Below are 26,443 nucleotides of genomic sequence, written 5' to 3'. Positions count from 1 at the left end.
AGTGATGGCGGATAAATTCCAGCTCAAGGCGTTGATCACCGGCGTCGACAAGCTGTCGCCGATGCTGGGCGGCATCCGGAAAAACGTCGCGGGCTTTCGCAAGCAATTGGAAAGTTCGGGACTTGGTAAGATCAGTTTTCAGGATGTTGTGCAAGGTGGAGCTTTTGCTGCTCCGTTCATTGCTGGTGCCAAGGCGGCGATAGACTTCGAATCATCAATGGCTGATGTGAAGAAGGTGGTCAACTTCGACACGCCCGAACAGTTCCAGCAGATGAGCAAGGATGTGCTCGACCTGTCTGAGAAAATGCCAATGGCAGCGACCGGTATTGCCGCCATCGTGGCGGCCGGGGGGCAGGCTGGGTTTGCGCGCGGTGAGTTGAAGCAGTTCGCTGAAGACGCGGTGAAGATGGGGATCGCTTTCGACCAAACGGCCGAGCAGTCCGGCGACATGATGGCGAAGTGGAGAACCTCGTTCAAGCTGACGCAACCTGAGGTTGTGGCGTTGGCCGACAAGATTAACTACCTGAGCAACACCGGGCCATCCTCTGCCGCACAGATTGCTGACATCGTTACGCGCATTGGTCCTCTAGGAAAAATCGCTGGCTTGGCGTCCGGGCAAATTGCGGCGATGGGAGCAACCCTTGCGGGTGTCGGTGTGCCAAGCGAAGTTGCCGCCACCGGCTTGAAGAACTTCATGCTTGCGCTCACCAAAGGAAAGGCAGCTACCAAAGAGCAAACCCAAGCGTTCAAGTCGCTCAGGCTTGATGTCAAGAAGGTATCTTTGGGCATGCAGAAAGATGCGCAGGGAACCATGCTCGATGTGCTGGAACGTGTGTCAAAAGTCGCACCTGAGAAACAGGCAGGCCTGCTGACGCAGTTATTCGGGTCTGAATCGATTGCTGCAATCGCTCCGCTTCTCACCAACCTCGATCTACTGAGAAAGAGCTTCGGGGATGTTGGCGTAAGCGGAGATTTCGCAGGGTCCATGACCAAGGAATACACTGAGCGTTCGAAGACGACGGCAAATGCGATGCAGTTACTGCGAAGCCGGGTTACCCGATTGGGCATTGAAATCGGCAATGTGCTTTTGCCGCCACTCAACGAAATCATGACGCTGATGGGGCCGATCGTGAGTCAGATATCTGAGTTCGCTGCGGCTAATCCAGGGTTGGTGAAAGGGATCCTGGGTGCAGGCTTGGCCTTTGGTGTTTTGAAATTAGGTGTGATGGGCGCCATCGTTGCGATGAAGCTGTTCGATACGGCGACGAAAATGTCTCCTGTCGGCTTGATCATCCGCGGCCTCGCGCTGGCGGCTGGTCTGCTCATCGCGAACTGGCAGAAGGTGGCGCCGTTCTTCTCGGCGCTCTGGAACCTGATCAAGGCAGTAGCTCTGCGCGCGCAGTTGGCGTGGGACAAGTTCACCCAGACCAGCCCGGTTCTGGCGAAAAGCCTGATGGGCGCGGCCGCTGGTTTTCTTGCGATGCGTGTTGCCATGCTGGCAGCAACTGTTGCCGGGAAAATCTTCAGCGCTACGCTGGTTGTGGTGAGGGGGGCGGTGCTGGCTGCAACAGTGGCGACCCGGATATTCAACCTGGTGGCGAAAGCCAACCCCTTCATCCTAATTGCCAGCCTGATCGCCATGGCCGCCGGCGCGCTGATTGCAAACTGGGAGCCGGCGCTGAAGTGGTTCAAAGATGCCTGGGACAAGATCAGCGGGTGGGTTAAATCGATCATGGGTGCGTTCGGCATGGTGGGCGATGCCGGCATAGACGGTGCAGTGAATAACGCAACCGATGCCGTCAACAACCTGACCATGCAGGTGGCGCCTGCGCGGGCTGGCAGCGGCGACGGCACATTGCTACGGCCACGGCCGGAGGGTGAGCGCTGGTCACCACGGGGCGACTCGTTGGTTCAGAACGCCATGGCCGCCAGTCAGCCAAAGCTGCAGGGTGAGCTGGTGATGCGCTTCGAGAATTCGCCGCCCGGCCTTCAGGTCGACAAGCCACAAACCAATCAGCCGGGGCTGAACATCAAGCCCAATGTAGGCACCCGCACCGTGGGTGTGATGAGGCCGTAAATGGATCAGACATGGCGTGACGAACTGCTGCCGGCCTCGTTCCGGGGGATCAGTTTCTTGATCCCCCAGGCCACGGTGCCGGTGGGCATGAAAGGCCAGTTGCACGAGTTCCCTCAGCGGGATGAGCCTTACTTCGAGCAACTGGGCAAGCAGTCCCAAGTGCATCGGCTTACGGTGTGGATCATCGGCGACGATTGCTTCGAACGGCGCGACAAGTTCCTCGAGGCAATTCAAACGCCCGGTGCGGGCGAGCTGGTTCACCCTTGGCTGGGGAGAATGCAGGTCAAGGCCGGCGAAGCGGAGTTGACCCACGACTACCAGCAGGGCGGCATGGTCAGCATGCTGGTCACGTTCTATCCGGATACGCCACTCAAGTTTCCCGTGGCCAGGGTCAATACCCAGCAGCAGGTGGTTAAGGCTTCGAAGAGCATGTGGGATTCGGCGCTGGCGCGCTACAAGGCAGCGATGGCCAAGGTTGATCAGGCAAGGCTTGGCTTGGCTCGGCTGCGCAACAACTTGTCGGCGGTGTACACCGTAATCCAGCGTCAGTTCTCGCCGTTCGTGTCTGTCTTCACGAACCTGACCGGGCTGGCCCAGTCGATCATGAATGCTCCCAGTTCGCTTTCGGCGCTGTTCTCCAGCTATTTCAGCGACTTCTCAGTTCAGGACTACCTGGGTAACGACTCCAGCTATCGCAACACCGTAGCCACCGCTAGCCAGCAGGCCGAAGCTGTGAGCAGCATTAATACCGTCAGCACGATCGGGGGTGTCGACTCGGCCGCGGCATCGAAGGCCACGGCCGATCTGGTGCAGGACGCACTGCTCGTTCAGATTGCTCTGATCGTCAGCGAAATGCCGATCGCCTCGCAGCCTGTGTCCACAGACACAACGCCATCTGCAGATCAACAGGCCGTGCAGCCCTTCGAAAGGCCCGAGGTGCCGGTGGCAGATGATGTTCTCGAGCTGCGCGACGGATTGAACGAGGCGATGCTTGAGGCATCACTGAAAGCCGACTCGGCTCATTACCTGGTGCTCAATGCCCTGCGGCAGACAATCGTCAAGCACCTGACTGCGGTTGCTGCTTCCGGCGTTCGCCTCGTAGAAATTACCCCGCCGGAAACCCTTTCTGCCTTGGTCCTGGCGTATCGCCGCTTCGGCGACGCTACGCGTGAGTCCGAGGTCGTGGAGCGAAACCGCATTCACCACCCAGGTTTTGTGCCCGCACGGCCGATCAAAATAGCCCAGAGGTAACCCGTGGACGAAGATGAAAACACCGTGACGCTCAGCGTCAACGGTTCGGATTACTCTGGCTGGAAATCGGTTGAGATCGCCGCCGGCCTTGAGGATCAGGCCAGGTCGTTCAATTTAAGCGTTACCTGGAAGTGGCCAGGGCAGACCATAGGGCGGCCGATCAAAGAGGGGGACAAGTGCCAAATTCGAATCGGGGATGACCTGGTGCTTACTGGCTGGGTGTTCGCCTCGCCGATCGATTACGACGACAAACAGATCACCATGTCCATCAGCGGCCGGTCGCTGACCGCCGACCTGGTCGATTGCGCGGCAGTCAATGAGCCGGGTCAGTGGAACAATCAGAGCGTCTTGTCGATCGTTTCAGCGCTTGCGGCGCCCTATGGGTTGAAGGTGCGCAGCGAGATCCCCGAAGGCGCAAAGCTCTCGGATCACACCATCGAGCCTGGCGAAACAGTTTTCGAATCCATCGATCGGCTGCTCACTCTGTTCAGGGTTTTCTCGACTGACGACGCCACCGGCATGGTGGTGCTGGCCAGACCGGGAAGTGAGGGGCGGGCTTTCGACGCGCTTGAGGTGGGCAAGAACATCAAGACCGGCAGTACCGGGCTCGACTTCTCTGCGGTGTTTTCCGAGTACCGAGTGCTCGGTCAGAAGAGCGGCACCGATGACGAGTTCGGCGCTGCGGCCGCTGAAGTTTCCGCAACCGTTACTGACACTCGCGTGGCTCGCCGGCGCGTAATGGTGATCCAGCAGTCCGGCCAGCTTACGACTGAGCTGGCCCAGGCAAGGGCGCACTGGGAAAGCGTCACGCGCATGGGCAAGGCGCTGACCACCACGTATGAGGTTCAGGGGTGGAGGCAGACAAACGGCCAACTCTGGAAACACAACATGCTGGTCCGGGTCATCGATCCAATTATCGGATACGACCGGTGGATGCTCATAGCCCGGGTGACCTACATCCTGGGAGAGGGCGGCACGGTCACAAAAATGGAAGTGGGCCCGCCCGACAGTTACGAGCCGGAACCGAACGACTCGCTGAAAAGCCGCAAGCTGAAAAAGGGCGGCAAGGGCGACAACTTCGAATACCTCATCCCAGCAGACTACGAGCCAAAACAATGAGCCTGAAAAGCATGTTGGCCCGCGGCACCGTCGTGCTCGCAAACGCCGGGAAGAAGATGCAGTCGCTGCAAATTCGCCTGACGGCGGGTGAGCTGAAAGACGGTGTTGAGCATTTCGAACCCTACGGCTTCACCAGCAATCCGAAGCCAGGGGCCGAAGTGCTGACAGCGTTCCTGGGTGGCGATCGCTCCCATGCGGTTGTTGTGGTTGCTTCTGACCGCCGCTACCGCATCAGCGAGGTCGCACCGGGCGAGGTGGTCATCTTCACGGACGAGGGGGACAAGATCCACTTCAAGCGTGGGCGGGTCATTGATATCGAAACACAGACGCTGAACATCAAGGCCGGCACCTCAGTGAATTTTGACACCCCTTTGATCACCCAGACCGGACGGTTCGTTTCTGAGGGCGACCAGGTGGCAGGCGGTGTCAGCCAAATCAACCACCCGCATGACGGGGTGATGCCCGGCAACGGACAAAGTGGCCCGCCAGTGCCGGAGGCTGAATGATTATTTCAAACACAGTGGAGGCCGGTCTCACGCGCGCGGTGATGATCAGCCTTTTCACCTGGCGCCGCGCTGCGACGGATGACCCGATAGATGACGAGGAGCGATATGGGTGGTGGGGTGACAGCTACCCAGCAACCGCTGACGACAAGATCGGCTCCCGGCTGTGGTTGTTGCGGCGGGTAAAGCTCACCGAGGCCACTCAGCGCGACGCCGAGTTTTACGCAGACGAGGCGTTGCGCTGGCTGCTCACCGACGAGCACGTGGTGGGTATCGATATCGGCAGTGAGAAGGCCGGAATTAACCGCCTGAACCTGGTTGTGACCCTGACGATTCTTGGCGGCGCTCGGCTCGAAATCAAACCCTCTTCTTCGTGGCAGGTGATCTATGCCGTTTGAAACGCCGTCTCTGCCGGTACTCATCAGCCGCACCCAAAGCGACCTTGCCAGTGACGTGCTACGCCGGTCTGATGCCCAGGTGCTGGCCAGGACCATCAGCGGCACCGCGTACGGGCTGTACGGATACCTCGACTGGATCGTTGACCAGATCCTGCCCGACCGCGCTGACGAGGAAACCCTTGAGCGCATAGCGATCCTTCGATTGAGCCAGCCACGCAATCCGGCACAGCCCGCTGAAGGATCGGTCGGCTTCACTGCTGCCGCCCTGGCGGTGCTCGATGTCGACGTAGTACTCCAGGCCGATGATGGCCGAACCTACAAGGTCACTGCCGGGTTAACGACTACGGCAGGGGTAAACGCCGCCACGATTGCTGCCGTTGATGCGGGTGTTCTTGGGAATGCCGACGCAGGCCTGACGTTGAGGTTGATCCAGCCAGTGGAGGGCGTGGTAAATACCTTCACCGTGCTCGCTCCAGGGCTCACCGGGGGGATTGCTCAAGAGAGCGTTGAATCCCTGCGCGCTCGCGTGGTTCGGTCCTACCGAGTGATTCCGCATGGCGGCTCAAAAGATGACTACGAAACCTGGGCGCTTGAGGTGCCTGGTGTCACGCGAGCATGGTGCCGTGGCAATTACCTTGGGCCCGGCACTGTTGGTCTGTTCGTGATGCGCGATGGCGACGCCGAGCCAGTGCCAAATCCCACGCAACTGGCTGAGGTGAAGGCCTATATCGATTCGTTACGGCCAGTTACTGCTGAGCTTTATGTGCTACCCCCGGTTGAGGTGGCAGTGGTCTACCAGATCCACGCGGTACCAGACACGTCGGTAGTACGCGCCGCTATTCAGGCCCAGCTTGTTGATCTTCACGAGCGGGAAGCGGGGCTCGGAGAAACGCTTTTGCTCACCCATATAGCCGAGGCTATCAGTGGGGCTGCTGGCGAAACTGATCACCAGCTCATCGCGCCGTCGGCAAACGTTGTGTCCGCGGCAAACCAGCTTCTGATCTTCGGGGGTATCACATGGCTGTGATTAGAACGGCGGAAGAGTATCGCGTGCAGCTTCAGGGGCTGCTCCCGTCGGGTCCTGCCTGGGATCCTGAGCTGGTGCCAGAAGTGGCGCTGGTTTTATCCGGCGTGGCTCTGGAGTTCTCCCGCGTGGATGCGCGGGCCGTGGCGCTGCTGAACGAAATGGACTCGGCAGGAGTTAGCGAACTGGTCCCAGATTGGGAGTCGATCATGGGACTGCCGGATACGTGCCTCGGCCCGAACCCAGCATTTGAAGATCGACGCATGGCTGTTCGCAGAAGATTGGTGGAGGTGGGCGGGCAGAGCTGCGGCTACTTCATAGAGATAGCGGTAAGCCAGGGATATCCAAACGCAACCATCACCGAGTACAGAGCGCCCCGTATGGGGCGTTCTCGTTTTGGCTCCGCTCACTTCGGTACCTGGAACGCCCAATTCATGTGGACGCTTAACACCGGCGGGCGGCAGCGGCAGGGACGGCGTTTCGGCGTCAGTTATTGGGGTGAGCGTTTCGGTACCAACCCGGGTAACGCGTTGGAATGCCTGATCAGACGACCGGCGCCGGCGCACACCGTTGTGCACATCAATTACGACTGAGGGGTAATAACGTGGATTTTCCGAAAAGTGTGCCCAGCGTTGGGTTGGTAGATGGCAAATTTATTGATGAGGATGCGGTAGCTGGTACGCCTGGTTCGCTGATTCCATCCGAATGGGGGAACGCGGTTACGCTTGAGATGCTCAAGGTGATCGAGGATGCGGGGTTAACGCCGGACGAGGATGACAATACCCAGCTGTCGGCCGCCATTAAAGTACTGGTTGAAGATGGGGCCGTGGAGTTCGCCAGTCAGACAGATGCCGAAGGCGGTACCAATACAACTAAGGCAATGAGCGCCCTGCGGGTGTTTCAGGCGATCGCAAAAGTCGTTACGCAAGCGACCGAGAGTGCGTTCGGCTGGCTGAAAATCGCAACTCTGTCACAAGCCAATACGGGCACTGACGACAGTACGGCCATCACCCCCAAAAAATTGGCTGCCGTTCTGCAAGCCCAAACATTGAATGCCGGGGCGACCACCGGCACGGCAACGGCATACGTACTTTCTAACATTCCTGGGCTGTCCTCTTACGTATCAAAGCTGCGTCTAAACGTAACTTTCCATGTCGGCAGTGGTGCCAATCCAACAATCAATGTCAATACTCTTGGTGAAAAGAACTTAAAGCAGTACGACAGCACTGGCGCGAAAGTCAATGCCGTTATATCAGCTTGGCTTATATCTGATTTACTCTATGATGGGACAGATTTTATTCTGGTTGACCCATTGCCGAATGCTGTGGCTCAGCGTCGTCAAAGTCTTCGCGGCCAAGCGGTGAACTGGAAATCGTCGGCTGATGGGTTGTCCAGCAGCTACATTTGTTCCGCCGATAGCGTAATTCTTGCCAATACTGCTGGTGACACAACAGTAGTCGACAACATAGCGCTTACACTGAATACCGCTGCGACGGCTTCGGCGACAGTTGACGGGATGGCTACAGGCGCAGTTGCGGCTAGCACTTGGTACAACGTATATGTGTGGCAGAACTCCGCCACAGGAGTTAAGCGCGTAACAGGAGATAACAACCACACAACCGGACTTGCGCCAACCCCTCCGGCCGCCGGTTTTGATTTGTGGGCAAAGCGCGGATCTTTCAGGACCGACGGCACGGCAAACAAATACCCTTTGCGCTGTATTCAGACCGGGGATAGGTTGATATGGGGCGTTGCCGCTGGTTCTAACGGCACATCTATCCGACAGATGTCAGCTGGCGTAGCAACAAATGCTGCCGTTCCTATTGCCGCGTTTGTACCGAATTCCGCGCGTACGATTCAGGTATTGCTTGTGCAGGTAACTGCCAGCGCAGCGTGTGTCGCACCAAACAGCAGTTATGGCGCAGCTAACGACAACGTGAATCCACCACCCGTAAGCTCATACTTCATTGGTGGTAGCGGAGGCGCAACTTCAAAACTGCCAGGAGACTTCGTTATAGAGGGGCCCAATATTTATTGGACTAGTGTCAATGAAAAATTGTTCTGCGTCGGTTACGAAGACAGTCTTTAACTTTTGAGGATTCATGCCATGCCCGCTGGACACTCTGTTGAATACTGGCCTAGCGGCCAGCCTAAGTACCTAAGCCCCGTGGAGTCTGAAGCGGATGTTCCGGAAGGGTGGGGGTTTGTGAAGGACGGCGACCCACTTCCTGAAACAGTTGAGGCACCGCCGACCGCTGAGCAGTTGCTGGCAGCGGCGCGCACTGAGCGTGATCGCCTGCTGGCTTACGCTACTTTGCGCATCAACCCGCTGCAATACGCAGCAGACCTTGATGAGGCGAGCGACGAAGACCTCGCCCTGTTGAAACTGTGGAAGAAATATAGTTCGGCAGTGAACAAAACTGAAACAAAGCCAGGTTGGCCTGAGTCTCCGCAATGGCCAGATCCGCCTGTGCCACTTGAATAGATCGATGCATCGACACCCGCCATGTGCGGGTTTATTTTTGCCTGGAGAAAGCCATGTCGATCACAGAGCAGCAGTTGCTGCAGATCCTTCCCGGCGCCGGCCGCCAAGCCGGCGTTTTTGCATCTGCGCTGAACCTGGCCATGAACCGTTACGGCATCGTCGGCACACCGCGCGCCGCCGCATTCATCGCCCAGGTCGGGCACGAGTCGGGCCAGTTCCGCTGGCTGAAGGAGTTGTGGGGGCCCACGGCGCAGCAGGTCGGATATGAGGGGCGTGCCGACCTGGGCAATACCGTGAAGGGTGACGGCTCCAAGTATCGTGGTCGGGGCCTGATCCAGATCACCGGCCGCGCCAATTACGCCGCGTGCGGTGAAGCCCTGGGCCTGGACCTGCTCAGCAAGCCGGAACTACTCGAGCAGCCACAGCACGCCGCGATGTCTGCGGCATGGTTCTGGTCTACCCGTGGGTTGAACACGCTGGCGGAGCAGGGGGATTTTACGAAGATCACCCGCCGCATTAATGGTGGGCTCAACGGCCTGGCAGACCGCCAGGCGCTGTACGACAAGGCGCTGAAGGTGCTGGCATGAGCGGCACAGGATTCACCCGGCTGTCGCGGGTGCTGGCCAAGGCCAAGGAGGGCGATCTCTTCTTCAGGTGCCCAGGCTGCGACATGGTGCACGGCATCTCCACTGGAAAGGGCCCCGGCCCGCGCTGGGGCTACAACGGCAATGCCGAGGCACCTACATTCACGCCGTCGGTGCTTGCTCGAACCACTGGCGCACCTGATGGACGCAGTGTAATGACGCCTGAGGATGAGGCTGAATACGACGCTATCTATGCCAAGGGTGGAAGAGAGGCGGTTTTTTCCAGCCGCTTCGGCAAGGTCTGCCACTCATTCGTCACCAATGGTCGAATCCAGTACCTGGACGACTGCACGCATGATCTGGCGGGCCAAACTGTTGACCTACCTGACTGGGAGGATGAGCAATGATGACGCCCGCGCAGATCCTGGGCGCGATCCTGCTGGCGATGGTCATCAGCGCCGCCAGCACCTGGCAGGTGCAGGACTGGCGCTACGACGGAAAGCTGGCGGATCAGGCCGACCAATTCAAGACGGATCTCGGCCTGGTCAGTGCTGCAGCAGCCAAACAGGCTCGCGACGAGACCGACAAGCGCCTGGCCCTAGAGCAGCAGCTCGCCGGCCAGGACCAACAACACACCAAGGAATTATCCGATGCCCAGCGCAACCAGGCTCGCCTGCGTGACCAGCTTGCTACTGCTGATGTGCGGCTGTCAGTCCTCCTCGAGGATTCAGCCAGTGGCTGCGACGTGCCTGCCACCCCCGGCGCCGTCGGCGTGGTTCATGCGGCCCGCCGAGCCCAACTTGACCCAGCGCATGCTCAAAGAATTATCGCCATCACCGACGCCGGCGACCAAGGACTGATCGCGCTGCGCGCGTGCCAGGAGTACGTCAAAACAGTTTCTGGAGGAGGGGCCGTGGAGTAACTTTCTGATGGGCGGCTCTGTGGATAATTCGCGAGCCTCTGAAAACAATGTACGTCTATTTGTACGTATTGCAGAAAAACAAAGGGCCTGCATCGCTGCAAGCCCTTGTTTTAAATGGTGCCGGCACCAGGAGTCGAACCCGGGACCTACTGATTACAAGTCAGTTGCTCTACCAACTGAGCTATACCGGCGTGTTAGGGCGACGATTATAGCGATTGGCAAGGTTCTGTAAACCCCTGAATTCTGACTATTTTTACAGAAGCCATGACCATCCCTTTTTCTTCCCTATAAATGTAGGATTCATCCCCCGCTGCCCGCAGCAATCTGCACACTGATCCAAACCCAAAGGAAGCCCCACGTGAAACGGATTCTCTCCCTGTCCCTCATTCTCCTCAGCGCGGTCCTCGGTGCGTGCGCCACGAGTAAACCCGTCAATGACCCGGCTCTGGTCGGCACGTGGAAGGGCTTGCGTACGCAGAGCGGCCAATGTCAGTTCCTGTCGTGGACGAACAATTTCAGGCCCGATGGTTGTTTCACGATTACCTTCTTCCGCGATGCGCAGCAGACGCAGGTGATTCAGACGGAGCAGGGGTCGTGGTCGGCGGTGAATGGCAAGAATGAGTTGCGCACGGATGGGGTGCGTACGCCGGATGTGTACACCTATAAGTGGGTGGATCCGGACACGGTTCATTATGTGAGTGTGGTGGCGGACCCTGGCAGCGATTGCCAGGACGATTATGAGTTCACCGAGCACCGTATTCGCCACTAGGCCGGTTGCGCGCTACAACCGGGCGTTCAGGTGCTCGGTTGGTGCAATGTTCGGTTCCCAACGCTGCCGCCCAGATGCTCATCCTCTAGGGTGGACAGCCCCTACGTTATTTTCGGTCTGGATTCATGTCGGGCGGCGCGAGTTTTGCTTCTGTGTCGAGACGTCGTGCAAGCCTGCGCCGGGATACATCGACCGCTGCTTGAGGGCAGCGTTGGCCTTGAATCTGGCGCCGGTTTGGGTATTTTGTTCCGCGCTATGAGCTGTCGGCTTAATTGCTAAATCGTGTAGGCACATTTTCGAGACAGTGTGGGGCAACAACAGAGGTGTTCGTGAGGTTGCCAGTTTTGTGTCGTTGTTGACCAGTTGGACAACAAAATTCGATGTAAATCGGTGCAAGTCCATGTTCTTACAGAGAATGTATTTTCTCTCACAAATCAGTCATAAAATTGGCGCCAAGCCGTTCGTCGGATAAGCTTGACTAAAAAGCATCAAAATACTGACACCATCAATGTGATATCACAAAATGCGACTCACACCACATAACTAGAAAAATACAAGGTCAGCTCTTCGCTGGCCTTTTTATCGCCTTTTGAAGCGCAAACCAGGTGGGGAGGTCAGTGAGTGAGTCGAGCAGATGACATTTCAAAACTATTCCACAAGCTGGGTGCCAACCCGAATGGCTACCGCGAAATCGACTTTGTTCACGAGTTCATCGAGGACGATGTAGAGGTCCTGGAAAGCCCCAAGGTTGTCGCGCCTGCGCCTGTGGTTGCGGCTGTCGTGGATGAAGCCCCGTCAGCACCTTTGTTACGTCTGCTCGAAGAGCTGAACCACGGCGAAGCCGATCACGTGCAATCGTCCGAAGCGGTGCAGGCCCCAGTGCACTCGGCGTTGTCCAAGCCGAAAGTCGTGGTGGTGGTGTCGGTCAAGGGCGGCGTCGGTCGCAGTACCTTGGCCGCCGCGATTGCCAGCGGCTTGCAGCGCCAAGGGCGTGCGGCGCTCGCCCTGGACCTGGACCCGCAAAACGCCCTGCGCCATCACCTGTGCCTGGGCCTCGATATGCCGGGCGTCGGCGCCGCCAGCCTGCACGACGAAAGCTGGAAAACCCTGCCGGAACAAGGGTTTGCCGGTTGCCGCCTGGTCGCGTTCGGTGGCACCGACAACGAACAGCAACAGAGCCTGAATCGTTGGCTGGGCGAAGACGCCGAGTGGCTGAGCAAACGATTGGACAGCCTTGAACTGAGCGCCAAAGACACGGTGATCATCGACGTCCCGGCCGGCAACACGGTGTACCTCAGCCAAGCCATGTCGGTCGCCGATGTGGTGTTGGTGGTGGTGCAACCGGATGTGGCGTCGTTCGGCACCCTGGACCAAATGGACAGCGTGCTCGCTCCCTACCTGCAGCGCGCAAAACCGCCACAACGCTTCTACGTGATCAACCAACTGGATGCCGCCCACCGTTTCAGCGTGGACATGGCCGAGGTGTTCAAGACACGCCTCGGTGGTGCCCTGCTGGGGACGGTCCACCGCGATCCGTCGTTCAGCGAAGCCCAGGCCTACGGGCGTGATCCCCTCGACCCTACCATCAACAGTATCGGCTGCCAGGACGTCCATGCCCTGTGCCGCGCTTTGCTCGAACGAATCGACTCGGACCTTCCATGACCGACACTACGTCCTCCACGCCCTTCGTCGAAGGGCGCGCTGAACAGCGCCTAAATGGCGCTATCGCGCGTTTCAACCGTTGGCCGTCGGCGCTGCGTACGGTGCTGGTGGTTGCCAGTTGCGTGCTCGGTGCCTTGCTGCTGTTGGGCATTATCAGCGCTCCGCTGGACCTCTACAGCCAATGCCTGTTTGCCGCCGTGTGCTTCATGGCGGTAATGGTGCTGCGCAAAATCCCGGGGCGCCTGGCGATCCTCGCCCTGGTGGTGCTGTCGCTGGTGGCGTCGCTGCGCTACATGTTCTGGCGACTCACCTCGACCCTGGGTTTTGAAACCTGGCTTGATATGTTCTTCGGCTACGGCCTGGTCGCCGCCGAGTTCTATGCCCTGATCGTATTGATTTTCGGCTACGTGCAAACCGCCTGGCCGCTGCGCCGTACTCCGGTGTGGCTCACGACCGAGCCGGAAGAATGGCCGACGGTCGATGTGTTCATCCCCACCTATAACGAAGCCCTGAGCATCGTAAAGCTGACCATCTTCGCCGCCCAGGCGATGGACTGGCCCAAGGACAAGCTGCGCGTCCACGTGCTCGATGACGGCCGCCGTGACGAGTTCCGCGATTTCTGCCGCAAGGTCGGCGTGAACTACATCCGCCGCGACAACAACTTGCACGCCAAGGCCGGTAACCTCAACGAAGCGTTGAAGGTCACCGATGGCGAATACGTCGCCCTGTTCGATGCCGACCACGTGCCGACGCGCTCCTTCCTGCAAGTGAGCCTGGGCTGGTTCCTGAAGGATCCGAAGTTGGCGATGCTGCAAACGCCGCACTTCTTCTTCTCGCCGGACCCGTTTGAAAAGAACCTCGACACCTTTCGCGCGGTGCCCAACGAGGGCGAGCTGTTCTACGGCCTGGTGCAGGACGGCAACGACCTGTGGAACGCCACGTTCTTCTGCGGCTCGTGTGCCGTGATTCGCCGTAAGCCGCTGCTGGAAATCGGCGGCGTGGCCGTCGAGACCGTCACCGAGGACGCCCACACCGCGCTCAAGCTCAACCGCCTGGGCTACAACACCGCGTATCTGGCCATCCCGCAAGCTGCGGGCCTGGCCACCGAAAGCCTGTCGCGCCACATCAACCAGCGTATTCGCTGGGCGCGGGGCATGGCGCAGATCTTCCGTACCGACAACCCGCTGCTGGGCAAAGGCCTGAAGTGGGGCCAGCGCATCTGCTACGCCAACGCCATGCTGCACTTCTTCTATGGTCTGCCACGCCTGGTGTTCCTCACCGCGCCGCTGGCCTACCTGATTTTCGGCGCGCAGATTTTCCACGCTTCGGCGCTGATGATCGTCGCCTACGTGCTGCCGCACTTGGTGCATTCCAGCCTGACCAACTCACGCATCCAGGGGCGTTTCCGTCACTCGTTCTGGAACGAGGTGTACGAGACCGTCCTGGCCTGGTACATCCTGCCGCCGGTGCTGGTGGCGCTGGTCAATCCCAAGGCCGGTGGCTTCAACGTCACCGACAAGGGCGGCATCATCGACAAGCAGTTCTTCGACTGGAAGCTCGCCCGCCCGTATCTGGTATTGCTGGCGGTGAACCTGATTGGCCTGGGCTTCGGTGTCCATCAGTTGATCTGGGGCGATCAGTCCACCGCCGTGACGGTGGCGATCAACCTGACCTGGACCCTCTACAACCTGATCATCACCAGCGCCGCCGTGGCCGTGGCCTCCGAGGCGCGCCAAGTGCGTTCCGAGCCGCGGGTGAGCGCCAAGCTGCCGGTGAGCATCATCTGTGCCGACGGCCGCGTGCTCGACGGCGTCACCCAGGATTTTCGCAAAACGGATTCGGCTTGATGCTCAGCGATGGCCACTCGATCACCCAGGGTGAGCGCGTGCAACTGGTGCTGTCGCGCAACGGCCAGGACAGCCTGTTCGAAGCGCGCGTGGTGTTCAGCAAGGGCGCGCAGATCGGCGCCCAGTTCGAAGCCCTCAGCCTGCGTCAGCAAAGCGAACTGGTGCGCCTGACCTTCTCCCGTGCCGACACCTGGGCCGCGAGTTGGGGCGCCGGCCAGCCGGATACGCCGCTGGCAGCCCTGCGTGAAGTCGGCTCCATCGGCATCGGCGGCCTGTTCACCCTGGGCCGCGCCACCCTGAATGAATTGCGTCTGGCCTTGCGCCGCACCCCTACACAACCGCTCGATACGCTGATGGACAAGCCATGACCTCGAATATGTTCGCCCGCCCGCATCCGCGCCGTGCACTCGCGCTGATGATCGCCTCGCTGATGGGTCTCAACTCACTGGCGCAAGCTGCCGAGCAAGCGGCGGTGACCACCGTGCCGGTACAAAGCACCGACACCGGCTACAGCCTGACCCTCAAGCAATTGGGCCGTCGCGACACCATGAACCTGCAAGGTGTGGAGTCGTCCGACAGCGTCAACTTCGACATCCGTGCCGATGAAGTGGTCAAGGGCGCGCAACTGTTGCTCAAGTACAGCTACTCGCCGGCGCTGCTGGCGGATCTGTCGCAGATCAACGTGCTGGTCAACGGCGAAGTCGCCGCCAGCCTGCCGCTGCCTAAAGACGGCGCCGGGGTCCAGCAAGAGCAACTGGTGCAGATCCCGCCGAAGTTGATCACCGAATTCAACCGCTTGAGCCTGCAGTTCATCGGTCACTACACCATGTCCTGCGAAGACCCGTTGCACAGCAGCCTGTGGGCCAAGATCAGCAACAGCAGTGAGCTCAAAGTGCAGGTCGAGCCGATTGTGCTCAAGGACGACCTGGCCGTGCTGCCACTGCCGTTCTTCGACAAGCGTGACGCGCGCCAGGTGAGCCTGCCGTTCGTATTCGCCACCGCGCCCGACAGCGCCACCCTGGAAGCCGCCGGTGCCCTGTCCTCATGGATTGGCGGCCTGGCCAGCTACCGTGGCGCGACGTTCCCGACCACTCTTGGCGAGCTGCCGGCCAAGGGCAATGCCATCGTGCTGGTGCAAACCGCCGACGCGCTGGACGTGCACGGTGTGGCAGTCGCCAAGCCGACCGGCCCGACCCTGACCCTTGTCGCCAACCCCAACGATGTCAACGGCAAGCTGCTGATCGTCACCGGTCGCGACGGCGAAGAGCTCAAGCGCGCCGCCAATGCGGTGGTGCTGGGCAACCCGGTATTGGCCGGCAACAGCGTGGTCATCACCAAGCTCGACACCCTTGCACCGCGCCGTCCGTACGATGCGCCCAACTGGCTGCCAAGCAACCGCCCGGTGCGCCTGGGCGAGTTGATCGAACAGCAGAAACTCAGCGTGTCGGGCTACAACCCTGGCGCCATCAGCGTCGACATGCGCCTGCCGCCCGACCTGTTCAACTGGCGTGAAGAGGGCGTGCCGCTCAAGCTCAAATACCGCTACACGCCGCAGCAAGTGTCGACCAACTCGGCGCTGTTGATCGGCCTGAACGATCAGTTCATGAAGTCCGTGGCATTGCCCTCGGTGACCAACCTGGGCGGCGGCCAGACCCTGCTCGACCAGTTGAAGAAAGATGAAAGCCTGCCGCGTGAAGTGACAACCCTGCTGCCTATCAGCTCGGCGTCGCCCAAGTCCAAGCTGCAACTGCGCTTCATGTACGACTACATCAAAGAAGGCGAATGCCGCGACATCATCGTCGACAACATGCGCGGTACCGTCGACCCGGACTCCACCCTTGACGTGACCGGCTACCAGCACTACATCGCCATGCCTAACCTGGGTGTGTTCAACGACTCCGGCTTCCCGTTCACCCGTCTGGCCGACCTGTCGGAATCCGCCGTGGTCATGCCCGACAACTACGGCACCGACGAGATGACCGCCTACCTGACCGTGCTCGGTCGCTTCGGCGAGGCCACCGGCTACCCGGCCACCGCCGTCAAAGTGGTGCAGGCCAAGGACGTGCAAAGCGTTGCCGACAAAGACCTGCTGGTGCTCGCCACCGCCGCTAACCAACCGTTGCTCAAGCAGTGGCAGCAATACCTGCCGGCCACCAGCGACGGCGAACAGCACCACTTCCTGCTGTCCGACCTGCCGCGTTATGTGCGCAGTTGGGTCAGCCCGGACCCGGCGGCCAACCAGCACCCGGCCAACACCGGCATTACCTTCAAAGGCTTGAGCAACAGCACCTGGCTGGCCGGTTTCCAATCGCCGCTCAAGACCGGTCGCAGCGTTGTGCTGATCGCCAGCAACCAGCCTCAGGGCCTGCTGGAAGCCACCTCGGCGCTGATCGGCGGCGACAACTACAAAGACTCGATCCAGGGCAGCCTGGCGGTGGTGCAAGGCACGCAAATCAGCTCGCTGGTGGGTGACGAGCAGTACTACGTCGGCAAGCTCAACTACTTCAAATTCATGCAGTGGCAACTGTCGCAGAACCTGGGCTGGATGCTGTTGATCACCTTCCTCGGCCTGGCCGTGGTCACCAGCCTGATCTACCTGTCGCTGCGTGCCCGTGCTAAACGGCGGTTGGCATGAGCCCGCTGCGCAGCATGGCCCTGATTGCGTTGGGCTCGGTGATGTTCGCAGGCGCGGCGCAAGCGCAAACCTGTGACTGGCCGCTGTGGCAGAACTACGCCAAGCGTTTCGTGCAGGACGATGGACGGGTGTTGAACTCGTCGATGAAACCTACCGAAAGCAGCTCGGAAGGGCAGTCCTACGCGATGTTCTTCGCCCTGGTCGGCAACGACCGCGCGAGCTTCGACAAGCTGTGGACCTGGACCAAGTCGAACATGTCGGGCGCCGATATCGGCCAGAACCTGCCCGGTTGGTTGTGGGGCAAAAAAGCCGATAACACCTGGGGCGTGATCGACCCGAACTCCGCCAGCGACGCGGATTTGTGGATGGCCTACGCCTTGCTCGAAGCGGCCCGCGTGTGGAATGCACCGCAGTACCGCGCCGATGCGCAGTTGTTGCTGGCCAACGTCGAACGCAACCTGATCGTGCGCGTACCGGGCCTTGGCAAGATGCTCTTGCCAGGGCCGGTGGGCTATGTGCATCCGGGCGGCTTGTGGCGCTTCAACCCGAGTTACCAGGTGCTGGCGCAACTGCGTCGCTTCCATAAAGAGCACCCGAACGCCGGCTGGAACGAAGTGGCCGAGAGCAACGCGAAGATGCTCGCCGACAACGCCAGCAACCCCTACGGCCTGGCGGCCAACTGGGTCGGCTACCGCGCTACCAGCGCCAACACCGGGCTGTTCGTGGTCGATCCGTTCTCCGATGACGTCGGTAGCTACGACGCGATCCGCACCTACATGTGGGCCGGCATGACCGCCAAGAGCGATCCGCTGGCGGCGTCGATGCTCAAATCCCTGGGCGGCATGTCACGGGCCACTGCCGCGTCGGCCACCGGGTTTCCACCGGAAAAAGTCCATGTGCTGACCGGCGAAGCCGAGAAAAACAACGGCTATACGCCGATGGGCTTCTCGGCCTCGACCCTGGCGTTCTTCCAGGCTCGTGGCGAAACCGCCCTGATGCAGTTGCAAAAGGCCAAGGTCGACGACGCGCTGAACAAAGCCCTGGCCCCCTCGGCCCCGGACAGCGCGCAGCCGATCTACTACGACTACATGCTCAGCCTGTTCGGCCAGGGCTTTGCCGATCAGAAGTACCGTTTTGAACAAGACGGTACGGTCAAACTTTCCTGGGAGGCAGCATGCGCCGTCACACGCTAGCCCTTGCGATTCTCGCCGCCCTGGCCTCTAACGCCAGCCAGGCTGAAACCACTGACCCGCAGTCCTTGCTGATCGAGCAGGGCTACTACTGGCAGGCGAAAAAGAACCCGGATCGCGCGCTCGAGACCTGGCAGAAACTGCTGAGCCTGAGCCCGGAGCAGCCAGATGCGTTGTACGGCATCGGCCTGATCCAGGTTCAGCAAAACCGGCCGGCCGAGGCGCAGAAATACCTGGCCCGCCTGAAGGCGCTGAGCCCGGTACCGCGCCAGGCCTTGCAACTGGAGCAGGACATGACCGTCGCGGTTCCAGACAACGCCAAGTTGCTGGAGCAAGCGCGTGAACTCGGCGAGCCTGAAGACGAGCGCGAAAAGGCCGTGGCCTTGTACCGCCAGATTTTCCAGGGCCGCCAGCCTCAGGGCCTGATCGCCCGCGAGTACTACAACACCCTGGGCTTTACCGCCAAGGGCACCTCGGAAGCGATCGCCGGCCTGCAGCGGTTGTCCCGCGAGCGGCCAGATGATCCGATCGTCGCGTTGTTCCTCGCCAAACACCTGGCGCGCAACCCGGCGACCCGGCCTGAAGGCATCCGCGCGCTGGCCAAGCTGGCGCCGAACAATGACGTGGGCGGCAACGCCGATGAAACCTGGCGCTTTGCGCTGATCTGGCTCGGCCCACCGAAGCCGGACCAGGTCTCTTTGTTCCAGCAATTTCTCACCGCGCACCCGGATGACACCGAGATCCGCGCGATCATGGAAAAAGGCATCGCCCAGGGCAAAGGCGGTGGTGCCTGGCAGCGCGATCCGCAGATGACCAAGGCCTTCAAGGCACTGGACGACGGCGACCTGAAAACCGCCGAGCCGTTGCTGAGTGCGCGCCTTGCGCAAAAATCCAATGACGTCGATGCCCTCGGCGGCATGGGCGTGTTGCGTCAACAGCAAGAGCGCTACAGCGAAGCGGAAAACTACTTGGTGCAGGCTACCCGCCTGCCCGGTGGCGCCGCGTGGCAGTCGGCCTTGAATGACGTGCGTTACTGGAACCTGATCAGCCAGAGCCGAGACGCCCAGCGCGCCGGCCGCAGCGCCCAGGCCCGTGACCTGGTGGCCCAGGCCGAGCGCCTGAACCCCGGCCAACCCGGCGCGGCAATCGCCCTGGCCGGTTTCCAGGCCCAGGACAATCAGTTCGACGCCGCCGAAGCCGGCTACCGCAAGGTGCTGGCCCGTCATCCGAGCGACCCGGATGCATTGAGTGGCTTGATCAACGTGCTGTCCCAATCGGGCCAGCCGGATGAAGCCTTGAAGCTGATCGACTCGGTGTCGCCGGCCCAACGCGCCAAGTTCGCCCCCAGCGTGAAAATCAACGCGCTGCGCGCGACCCAGGTCGGCAAGCTGGCCGAGCAACGCGGCGATCTGAAAGGCGCCCAAGCCGCCTACCGCCAGGCCCTCGACGCCGATCCGGAAAACCCCTGGACGCGTTTTGCCCTGGCGCGCATGTACCTGCGCGACGGCCAGATCCGCAACGCCCGCGCCTTGATCGACGGCCTGCTCAAGACCCAGCCCAACCAGCCGGACGCGCTGTACACCAGCACCCTGCTGTCGGCCGAGTTGAGCGAGTGGAAACAAGCCGAGACCACCCTGGGGCGTATCCCCACGGCTCAGCGCACCGCCGACATGAACGAGTTGGCGATCGATATCGCGCTGCACCAGCAGACCGACATCGCCATCGAGACCGCTCGCCGTGGCCAACGCCCGGAAGCCTTGGCGCTGCTCGGTCGCTCCGAACCGCTGACCCGCCAGAAGCCTGAGCGCGTGGCCGTGCTGGCCGCAGCCTACGTGGAAGTCGGCGCCGCGCAGTTCGGCCTGGACATGATGCAGAAGGTGGTGGAGAACAACCCCAACCCGACCGTCGACCAGAAACTGCTGTACGCCAACGTGCTGCTCAAGGCCAACAAATACAGCGAGGCGGGCGAGATCCTGCGCGAAGTACAAGGCCAGCCGCTCACTGAGATCGGCCGCCAGCGCTACGACGATTTGATCTACCTGTATCGGGTCAAGCAGGCCGACGCGCTGCGCGAGAAGAATGACCTGGTGGCCGCCTACGACATGCTCTCGCCGGCCCTGGCCCAGCGTCCGAATGACGCAATGGGCGTCGGTGCCCTGGCGCGGATGTACGCCGCCAGCGGTAACGGCAAGAAGGCCATGGAGCTGTACGCGCCGTTGATCCAGCAGAATCCGAACAACGCCCGCCTGCAATTGGGCCTGGCGGATATTGCGCTCAAAGGTAATGACCGTGGCCTGGCGCAATCGGCCAGTGACAAGGCCCTGGCCCTGGAGCCGGGCAACCCCGAGATCCTCACCTCGGCTGCGCGCATCTACCAGGGGCTGGGCAAGAACAGCGAAGCCGCTGAACTGCTGCGCAAGGCCCTGGCAATCGAAAACGCCATGAAGGCCAAGACCCAAGTGGCTCAGGCCGGCGCCCAAGGGGCTTCGTATAACCCGTTCGTGGGCCTGCCGGGCCAGCGTCGCCAGGTCACCGACCTGACCGTCGCCGGCGCCGTACCGCCGCCGATCGACGCGCCGACCAAGAGCGTGACGTCCAATGCGTTCGCCAGTGCCACGTCCAACGACTTGAGCGATCCGTTTGTGCCGCCGTCGAACATTGCGTCCGTCGACAGCCCCGAGCTGAGCCCGGCGCGGCGTGCGCTGGATACCATCCTGCGTGACCGCACCGGTTATGTGGTGCAGGGCCTGAGCGTGCGCAGCAACAACGGTGAAAAAAGGCTTGAGCAAGATCACCGATGTGGAAGCGCCGTTCGAAGCGCGGATGCCGGTGGGGGATAACACCGTGGCGTTGCGGGTGACGCCGGTGCATTTGAGTGCCGGCAGTGTCAGCAGCGACGCGTTGTCGCGCTTCGGCAAAGGCACTACCGCGCCGGCCGGCTCGCAGAGCGATACCGGTGTCGGCCTGGCCGTGGCGTTCGAGAACCCGGACGAAGGCCTCAAAGCCGACGTGGGCGTCAGCCCGCTGGGCTTCCTCTATAACACCATCGTCGGCGGTGTCAGCGTCTCGCGTCCGTTTGAAGCCGATTCGGATTTCCGCTACGGCGCCACTGTGTCGCGGCGTCCGGTCACTGACAGCGTCACGTCCTTCGCCGGTTCCGAAGACGGCGCGGGCAATAAATGGGGTGGCGTCACCGCCAACGGCGGGCGCGGCGAGTTGAGCTACGACAACCAGAAGCTGGGTGTCTACGGCTACGCCTCGTTGCACCAACTGATGGGCAACCACGTTGACGACAACACTCGTATGGAGTTGGGCAGTGGCATCTACTGGTACCTGCGCAATAACCCGCGCGACACGTTGACCCTGGGGATCAGCGGTTCGGCGATGACCTTCAAGGAAAACCAGGACTTCTACACCTACGGCAACGGCGGTTACTTCAGCCCGCAGCGTTTCTTCTCCCTGGGCGTGCCGATTCGTTGGGCGCAAAGCTTTGATCGCTTCAGCTATCAGGTAAAAAGTTCGGTGGGCGTGCAGCATATCGCGCAAGATGGCGCGGATTATTTCCCTGGCGACAGCACGCTTCAAGCCGCCAACAATAATCCCAAGTACGACAGTTCCAGCAAAACCGGCGTCGGCTACAGCTTCAACGCGGCCGCCGAATACCGTCTGAGCTCGCGGTTCTACCTGGGTGGCGAAATCGGCCTCGACAACGCCCAGGACTATCGCCAGTACGCTGGTAATGCTTATCTGCGCTACTTGTTCGACGACCTGAGCGGGCCTATGCCATTGCCGGTCAGTCCGTACCGTTCCCCTTATTCCAACTGATTAATCGGAGTCATTCATGCCTGTTTCTGCGATTGCCGGCTTAACCATGCTGGTACTGGGCGAAAGTCATATGAGCTTTCCCGACTCGTTGCTCAACCCGCTGCAAGACAACCTCACCAAGCAAGGCGCGGTGGTTCACTCCATCGGTGCCTGCGGCGCGGGTGCGGCGGATTGGGTCGTACCGAAAAAAGTCGAGTGCGGCGGCGAACGCACGCCCACCGGCAAAGCCGTGATCTACGGCAAGAACGCGATGAGCACCACACCGATCCAGGAACTGATCGCCAAAGACAAGCCCGACGTGGTCGTGCTGATCATCGGCGACACCATGGGCTCCTACACCAACCCGGTGTTCCCCAAAGCCTGGGCCTGGAAAAGCGTGACCTCGCTGACCAAGGCCATCACCGACACCGGCACCAAGTGTGTGTGGGTCGGCCCGCCGTGGGGCAAAGTCGGTTCCCAGTACAAGAAGGACGACACCCGCACCAAGCTGATGTCGTCGTTCCTCGCCAGTAACGTGGCGCCGTGCACCTATATCGACTCGCTGACCTTCTCCAAACCCGGCGAATGGATCACCACCGACGGTCAGCACTTCACCATCGACGGCTACCAGAAGTGGGCCAAGGCCATCGGCGCGGCCCTGGGTGAACTGCCACCATCGGCCTACGGCAAAGGAAGCAAATAATGAAACGGATGACCCTGGGCCTGGCGACCTTGCTCGCCAGCGTCAGCGCCTACAGCGCCGACATCCCGTTGTACCCCACCGGCCCGGAGCAAGACGCAGCGTTCCTGCGGTTTGCCAACGGCACCAACAGCGAATTGAAGCTGGTGGCGGACGGCTCCAAGGCCAGCCTGGTGCTGGGCGCCGACAAGCACGTTTCGGCGTTCCTGCCGGTGGTCGGTGGCGACAAGCCGATCAAGGGCGTGTTGAGCCGCGACGGCAAAGATGCGGACTTCTCGGTGAAGGTGGCCCCGGGCGAATTCGCCACGGTGATCGCCGTCGCCGATGCCAAGGGCGCCACGCGTCAATTGGTGGTGCGTGAGCAACCGGACGACTTCAACGCGCTGAAAGCCTCCCTGGCCTTCATCAACGCCGACGCCGCCTGCGCCGACGCAAGCCTGGAAGCCGTGGCGCAAAAGGCCGAGCTGTTCAAGCAGGTCGCTGAAGGTGCGTTGCAGCGGCGCATGATCAACCCGGTGGAATTGTCGGTGCAGCTCAAATGCGCCGGCGCGCCGGTTGGCCAGCCGCTGTCGTTCACCCTCAAGGCCGGCGAGCGCTATAGCGTATTGGCCGTCCCTTCAGACACAGGCTCGAAGTTGCTGTTCGCCTCTGACGCACTCGCTAACTGATCGGGCCCGACACCACCATGGTCTTTGCCTCACTCGAATTCCTCACGCTGTTCCTGCCGGCCTTCCTGTTGATCTATGCACTGGCTCGTCCGAGCTGGCGCAACGTCATCCTGTTGATCGGCAGTTGGCTGTTCTACGGCTGGTTGAGCCCGTTGTTCCTGTTCCTGCACATGGTGTTGACCGTGGTGGCATGGGTCGGCGGCCTGCTGGTGGACCGCTCCCGTGAGGACGGCAAAGGCCGGGTGCGCCTGTTGATCGCGTTGATCGTGTTCAACACGGCGGTCTTGTGTTGGTACAAGTACGCCAACATCGTCGCCGGCACCGTAAGCGAGGTGATCACCTGGTACGGTGCGATGCCACTGGACTGGCAACGCGTGGCCTTGCCGGCCGGCCTGTCGTTCATTGTGCTGCAGGCGATTTCGTACCTGGTGGACGTGCACCGGCATACCGTGCCGGTGGAGCGCAGCTTCATCAATTACGCCACGTATATCTCGATGTTCGGCCACTCGATTGCCGGCCCGATCATTCGTTACGACTGGGTCCGCCGTGAGCTGAACCAGCGCTATTTCAACTGGCCGAATTTCTCCCTCGGCGCGCGGCGCTTCATGATCGGCATGGGCATGAAAGTGCTGGTGGCCGACACCTTGTCGCCGTTGGTGGACATCGCCTTCCACCTGGAAAACCCGAGCCTGGTGGATGCCTGGATCGGTTGCCTGGCGTATTCGCTGCAACTGTTCTTCGACTTCGCCGGCTACAGCGCCATGGCCATCGGCCTGGGCCTGATGCTGGGCTTCCACTTCCCGGAAAACTTCAACCGGCCGTACCTGGCCAGCAGCATCCAGGACTTCTGGCGCCGTTGGCACTTGTCGCTGTCCAGTTGGTTGCGTGACTACCTGTACATCGCCCTGGGCGGTAACCGCGACGGGGTATGGCGCACCTACCGCAACCTGTTCCTGACTATGGCGATTGCCGGCTTGTGGCATGGCGGCGATAGCTGGAACTACCTGCTGTGGGGTTCGGCCCACGGTGTGGCGTTGTGCGTTGACCGGGCCTGGTCGCGGTCGAGCCTGCCGCGCATTCCGCCGGTGTTGTCGCACATCCTGACGTTGCTGTTTGTGTGCCTGGCCTGGACCTTGTTCCGTGCGCCGGACTTCCATTCGGCGCTGGCCATGTACGCCGGTCAGTTCGGTCTGCACGGCATGGCCCTGGGTGACGCAATGGCCGTGGCCATGCGCCCGGCCCATGGCATGGCAGCCTTGCTGGGCCTGGTGTGCATCATTGCGCCGATCTGGCAGGTGCGTTGCGAGCAGCGTTTCGGCACCCAGCCGTGGTTTGTGGTGGCGGCCTCGCTGTGGCCGGTGGCCGGGTTTGTGTTGTCGTTCGCGCTGATTGCCAGTCGCGACGCCGTGCCCTTTTTGTACTTTCAGTTCTAAGGACGTCCGACCATGCCCGCTCCTACCATGCCGACTCCTCCGAGCGACCTGGCCGTTCGCACCAGCCCCCTGGCGGCCTGGGTGCTGGTGCCTTTCCTGGCGGCGGGGTTGCTTTCCTGCGCCTGGCTGATGGTGAAAGGGCCGATCAGCTTCGTGCCGGCCAAGGTCGACAACGACATGCTGCTGCACGGCGACGTGACCCACCGTTTCGCCAAGGAACTGGCCAAGGCGCCGATGGCGATCCAGGCCGCCAACCTGGAGCGGGGCACCAGTTGGCTGGCGTTCGGCGACACCGGGCCGCGCGTGCGCCAGGGTTGCCCGGGCTGGCTGTTTATCAGCGATGAGCTGCGCATCAACCGCCATGCCCAGGCCAATGCACAGACCAAGGCCCAGGCCGTGATCGACCTGCAGCAGCAACTGGGTAAAAAAGGCATCGACCTGCAAGTGGTGGTGGTGCCGGACAAGAGCCGCATCGCCGCCGCCCAACGCTGTGGCCTGTATCGCCCGGCGGTGCTCGACAGCCGCGTCCAGGACTGGACCGCCGCGCTGCAGGCCGCCGGCGTCTCCGCGCTGGACCTGACCGACACTCTCAAGCCCCTGGGCGCCGAGGCGTACCTGCGCACCGACACCCACTGGAGCGAAATCGGCGCCAACGCCGGCGCCCGCGCCCTGGCGCAGCGCATCCAGCAGCGCGGCATCAAGGCCACGCCCGAGCAAGCCTTCGACATCACCCAGGCGCCGCTCGCCGTGCGCCCAGGCGACTTGGTGCGCCTGGCCGGTCTCGACTGGCTGCCGCCCAAGTTGCAGCCGCCAGGGGAGTCGGTGGCGGCCAGCTCTGCCCATGAAGCGGGTGGCGCGACCAGCAATGCCGATGACCTGTTCGGCGACGCCGGCCTGCCCAATGTGGCGCTGATCGGCACGTCGTTCTCGCGTAACTCGAACTTCATCGGCTTCCTGCAAAAAGCCCTGAATGCGCCGGTCGGCAATTTCAGCAAGGACGGTGGTGAGTTTTCCGGCGCGGCCAAAGCCTATTTCGACAGCCCGGCCTTCAAGCAAACCCCACCCAAGTTGTTGATTTGGGAAATTCCGGAACGGGACCTGCAAACGCCTTACGACGCCATCGTGATCGGCCAGTGATGTGAGGTTTTGTCGCGTGTCAAAGGCGTCGGAAACGTCCACCTGAAGGGCGCTTTATAGCCCCGACGCCAGATGCTTATGCACAATCGGTTGGAAACGGACGTGGTTAAAAGCCATTTGATGGAGTCATTCTCATCACGCCGCAACTGCCTGTTTTACGGGTGTTTTATGGTGTGAACAAAAAATGACCAAGCTGGCTTTTCGCCTGTATGGCAGGCGGATACAGGCGCTGTAA

20 protein-coding genes, 1 tRNA gene and 2 pseudogenes are annotated in these 26,443 nt (G+C 61.1%); 22 read left to right on the top strand and 1 reads right to left on the bottom strand.

What is annotated here, in order from left to right; translation table 11 throughout:
- Positions 1 to 4 precede the first annotated feature (4 nt).
- From ACLH0J_RS02150 to ACLH0J_RS02095, 12 genes are read left to right on the top strand one after another with little or no spacing between them, the layout of a single operon-like run.
- A complete protein-coding gene (locus ACLH0J_RS02150; protein ID WP_411390695.1) occupies positions 5 to 2,077 on the top strand; it encodes a phage tail tape measure protein in 2,073 nt (690 codons plus the stop codon).
- Complete coding sequence (locus ACLH0J_RS02145) at positions 2,078 to 3,328, top strand: DNA circularization protein (protein ID WP_411390694.1); 1,251 nt, start codon at positions 2,078 to 2,080, stop codon at positions 3,326 to 3,328.
- A gap of 3 nt (positions 3,329 to 3,331) precedes the next feature.
- Positions 3,332 to 4,447: a phage baseplate assembly protein gene (locus ACLH0J_RS02140; protein ID WP_411390693.1), complete on the top strand. Its 1,116-nt coding sequence runs from the start codon at positions 3,332 to 3,334 to the stop codon at positions 4,445 to 4,447.
- On the top strand, positions 4,444 to 4,953 hold the full coding sequence (locus ACLH0J_RS02135; protein ID WP_411390692.1) for a phage baseplate assembly protein V: 510 nt from the start codon (positions 4,444 to 4,446) through the stop codon (positions 4,951 to 4,953). Before ACLH0J_RS02140 ends, ACLH0J_RS02135 begins: the two co-directional genes overlap by 4 nt.
- Positions 4,950 to 5,348 carry a phage GP46 family protein gene (locus tag ACLH0J_RS02130; RefSeq protein ID WP_411390691.1) on the top strand — a complete coding sequence of 133 codons (399 nt, stop codon included), beginning with the start codon at positions 4,950 to 4,952 and terminating at the stop codon, positions 5,346 to 5,348. Before ACLH0J_RS02135 ends, ACLH0J_RS02130 begins: the two co-directional genes overlap by 4 nt.
- Entirely contained in the window at positions 5,338 to 6,375 is a 1,038-nt protein-coding gene (locus ACLH0J_RS02125) for a baseplate J/gp47 family protein (protein WP_411390690.1), read from the top strand. The genes ACLH0J_RS02130 and ACLH0J_RS02125 overlap by 11 nt, the downstream gene beginning before the upstream one ends.
- Positions 6,366 to 6,965, top strand: coding sequence for a YmfQ family protein (locus tag ACLH0J_RS02120; RefSeq protein ID WP_411390689.1), 600 nt, complete (start codon positions 6,366 to 6,368; stop codon positions 6,963 to 6,965). Before ACLH0J_RS02125 ends, ACLH0J_RS02120 begins: the two co-directional genes overlap by 10 nt.
- 11 nt (positions 6,966 to 6,976) lie before the next feature.
- Positions 6,977 to 8,461, top strand: coding sequence for a hypothetical protein (locus ACLH0J_RS02115; protein WP_411390688.1), 1,485 nt, complete (start codon positions 6,977 to 6,979; stop codon positions 8,459 to 8,461).
- A gap of 18 nt (positions 8,462 to 8,479) precedes the next feature.
- Entirely contained in the window at positions 8,480 to 8,857 is a 378-nt protein-coding gene (locus ACLH0J_RS02110) for a tail fiber assembly protein (RefSeq protein ID WP_411390687.1), read from the top strand.
- A gap of 53 nt (positions 8,858 to 8,910) precedes the next feature.
- Positions 8,911 to 9,444: a glycoside hydrolase family 19 protein gene (locus ACLH0J_RS02105; protein ID WP_411390686.1), complete on the top strand. Its 534-nt coding sequence runs from the start codon at positions 8,911 to 8,913 to the stop codon at positions 9,442 to 9,444.
- Positions 9,441 to 9,848: a DUF6527 family protein gene (locus ACLH0J_RS02100; RefSeq protein ID WP_411390685.1), complete on the top strand. Its 408-nt coding sequence runs from the start codon at positions 9,441 to 9,443 to the stop codon at positions 9,846 to 9,848. Before ACLH0J_RS02105 ends, ACLH0J_RS02100 begins: the two co-directional genes overlap by 4 nt.
- On the top strand, positions 9,848 to 10,363 hold the full coding sequence (locus ACLH0J_RS02095; protein ID WP_411392765.1) for a lysis system i-spanin subunit Rz: 516 nt from the start codon (positions 9,848 to 9,850) through the stop codon (positions 10,361 to 10,363). Before ACLH0J_RS02100 ends, ACLH0J_RS02095 begins: the two co-directional genes overlap by 1 nt.
- Before the next feature lie 115 nt (positions 10,364 to 10,478).
- Here ACLH0J_RS02095 and ACLH0J_RS02090 read toward each other — a convergent pair.
- Positions 10,479 to 10,554 (bottom strand) — tRNA-Thr (locus ACLH0J_RS02090).
- Positions 10,555 to 10,721: 167 nt separating this feature from the next.
- On the opposite strand from ACLH0J_RS02090, the gene ACLH0J_RS02085 reads away from it, so the two are divergent.
- From ACLH0J_RS02085 to ACLH0J_RS02040, 10 genes and pseudogenes are all read left to right on the top strand, one after another.
- A complete protein-coding gene (locus tag ACLH0J_RS02085; protein WP_411390684.1) occupies positions 10,722 to 11,132 on the top strand; it encodes a hypothetical protein in 411 nt (136 codons plus the stop codon).
- 621 nt (positions 11,133 to 11,753) lie between these two features.
- Positions 11,754 to 12,794, top strand: coding sequence for a cellulose biosynthesis protein BcsQ (bcsQ, locus tag ACLH0J_RS02080; RefSeq protein ID WP_411390683.1), 1,041 nt, complete (start codon positions 11,754 to 11,756; stop codon positions 12,792 to 12,794).
- Positions 12,791 to 15,009 (top strand): annotated as a pseudogene (gene bcsA / locus ACLH0J_RS02075) (UDP-forming cellulose synthase catalytic subunit). The gene bcsQ and the pseudogene bcsA overlap by 4 nt, the downstream one beginning before the upstream one ends.
- Positions 15,006 to 17,276 (top strand): cellulose biosynthesis cyclic di-GMP-binding regulatory protein BcsB, encoded by a 2,271-nt coding sequence (gene bcsB / locus ACLH0J_RS02070; RefSeq protein ID WP_411390682.1) that lies wholly within the window; start codon positions 15,006 to 15,008, stop codon positions 17,274 to 17,276. The pseudogene bcsA and the gene bcsB overlap by 4 nt, the downstream one beginning before the upstream one ends.
- On the top strand, positions 17,273 to 18,469 hold the full coding sequence (bcsZ, locus tag ACLH0J_RS02065) for a cellulose synthase complex periplasmic endoglucanase BcsZ (RefSeq protein ID WP_411390681.1): 1,197 nt from the start codon (positions 17,273 to 17,275) through the stop codon (positions 18,467 to 18,469). The genes bcsB and bcsZ overlap by 4 nt, the downstream gene beginning before the upstream one ends.
- Positions 18,451 to 22,291 (top strand): annotated as a pseudogene (locus ACLH0J_RS02060) (cellulose synthase subunit BcsC-related outer membrane protein). Before bcsZ ends, ACLH0J_RS02060 begins: the two are co-directional and overlap by 19 nt.
- Before the next feature lie 16 nt (positions 22,292 to 22,307).
- Positions 22,308 to 22,973, top strand: coding sequence for an SGNH/GDSL hydrolase family protein (locus ACLH0J_RS02055; protein ID WP_411390680.1), 666 nt, complete (start codon positions 22,308 to 22,310; stop codon positions 22,971 to 22,973).
- On the top strand, positions 22,973 to 23,638 hold the full coding sequence (locus ACLH0J_RS02050; RefSeq protein WP_411390679.1) for a cell division protein FtsQ: 666 nt from the start codon (positions 22,973 to 22,975) through the stop codon (positions 23,636 to 23,638). The genes ACLH0J_RS02055 and ACLH0J_RS02050 overlap by 1 nt, the downstream gene beginning before the upstream one ends.
- A 17-nt stretch (positions 23,639 to 23,655) precedes the next feature.
- Positions 23,656 to 25,071: an MBOAT family O-acyltransferase gene (locus ACLH0J_RS02045; protein ID WP_411390678.1), complete on the top strand. Its 1,416-nt coding sequence runs from the start codon at positions 23,656 to 23,658 to the stop codon at positions 25,069 to 25,071.
- Positions 25,072 to 25,083: 12 nt separating this feature from the next.
- On the top strand, positions 25,084 to 26,208 hold the full coding sequence (locus ACLH0J_RS02040) for an alginate O-acetyltransferase AlgX-related protein (protein ID WP_411390677.1): 1,125 nt from the start codon (positions 25,084 to 25,086) through the stop codon (positions 26,206 to 26,208).
- The last annotated feature ends 235 nt before the right edge of the window (positions 26,209 to 26,443 follow it).

This window comes from Pseudomonas sp. MPB23, from assembly GCF_046605395.1.
Classification (GTDB): domain Bacteria; phylum Pseudomonadota; class Gammaproteobacteria; order Pseudomonadales; family Pseudomonadaceae; genus Aquipseudomonas.
Note: the sequence above shows the minus strand (reverse complement) of the source record. Positions and strands in the feature narration are given on the sequence as shown.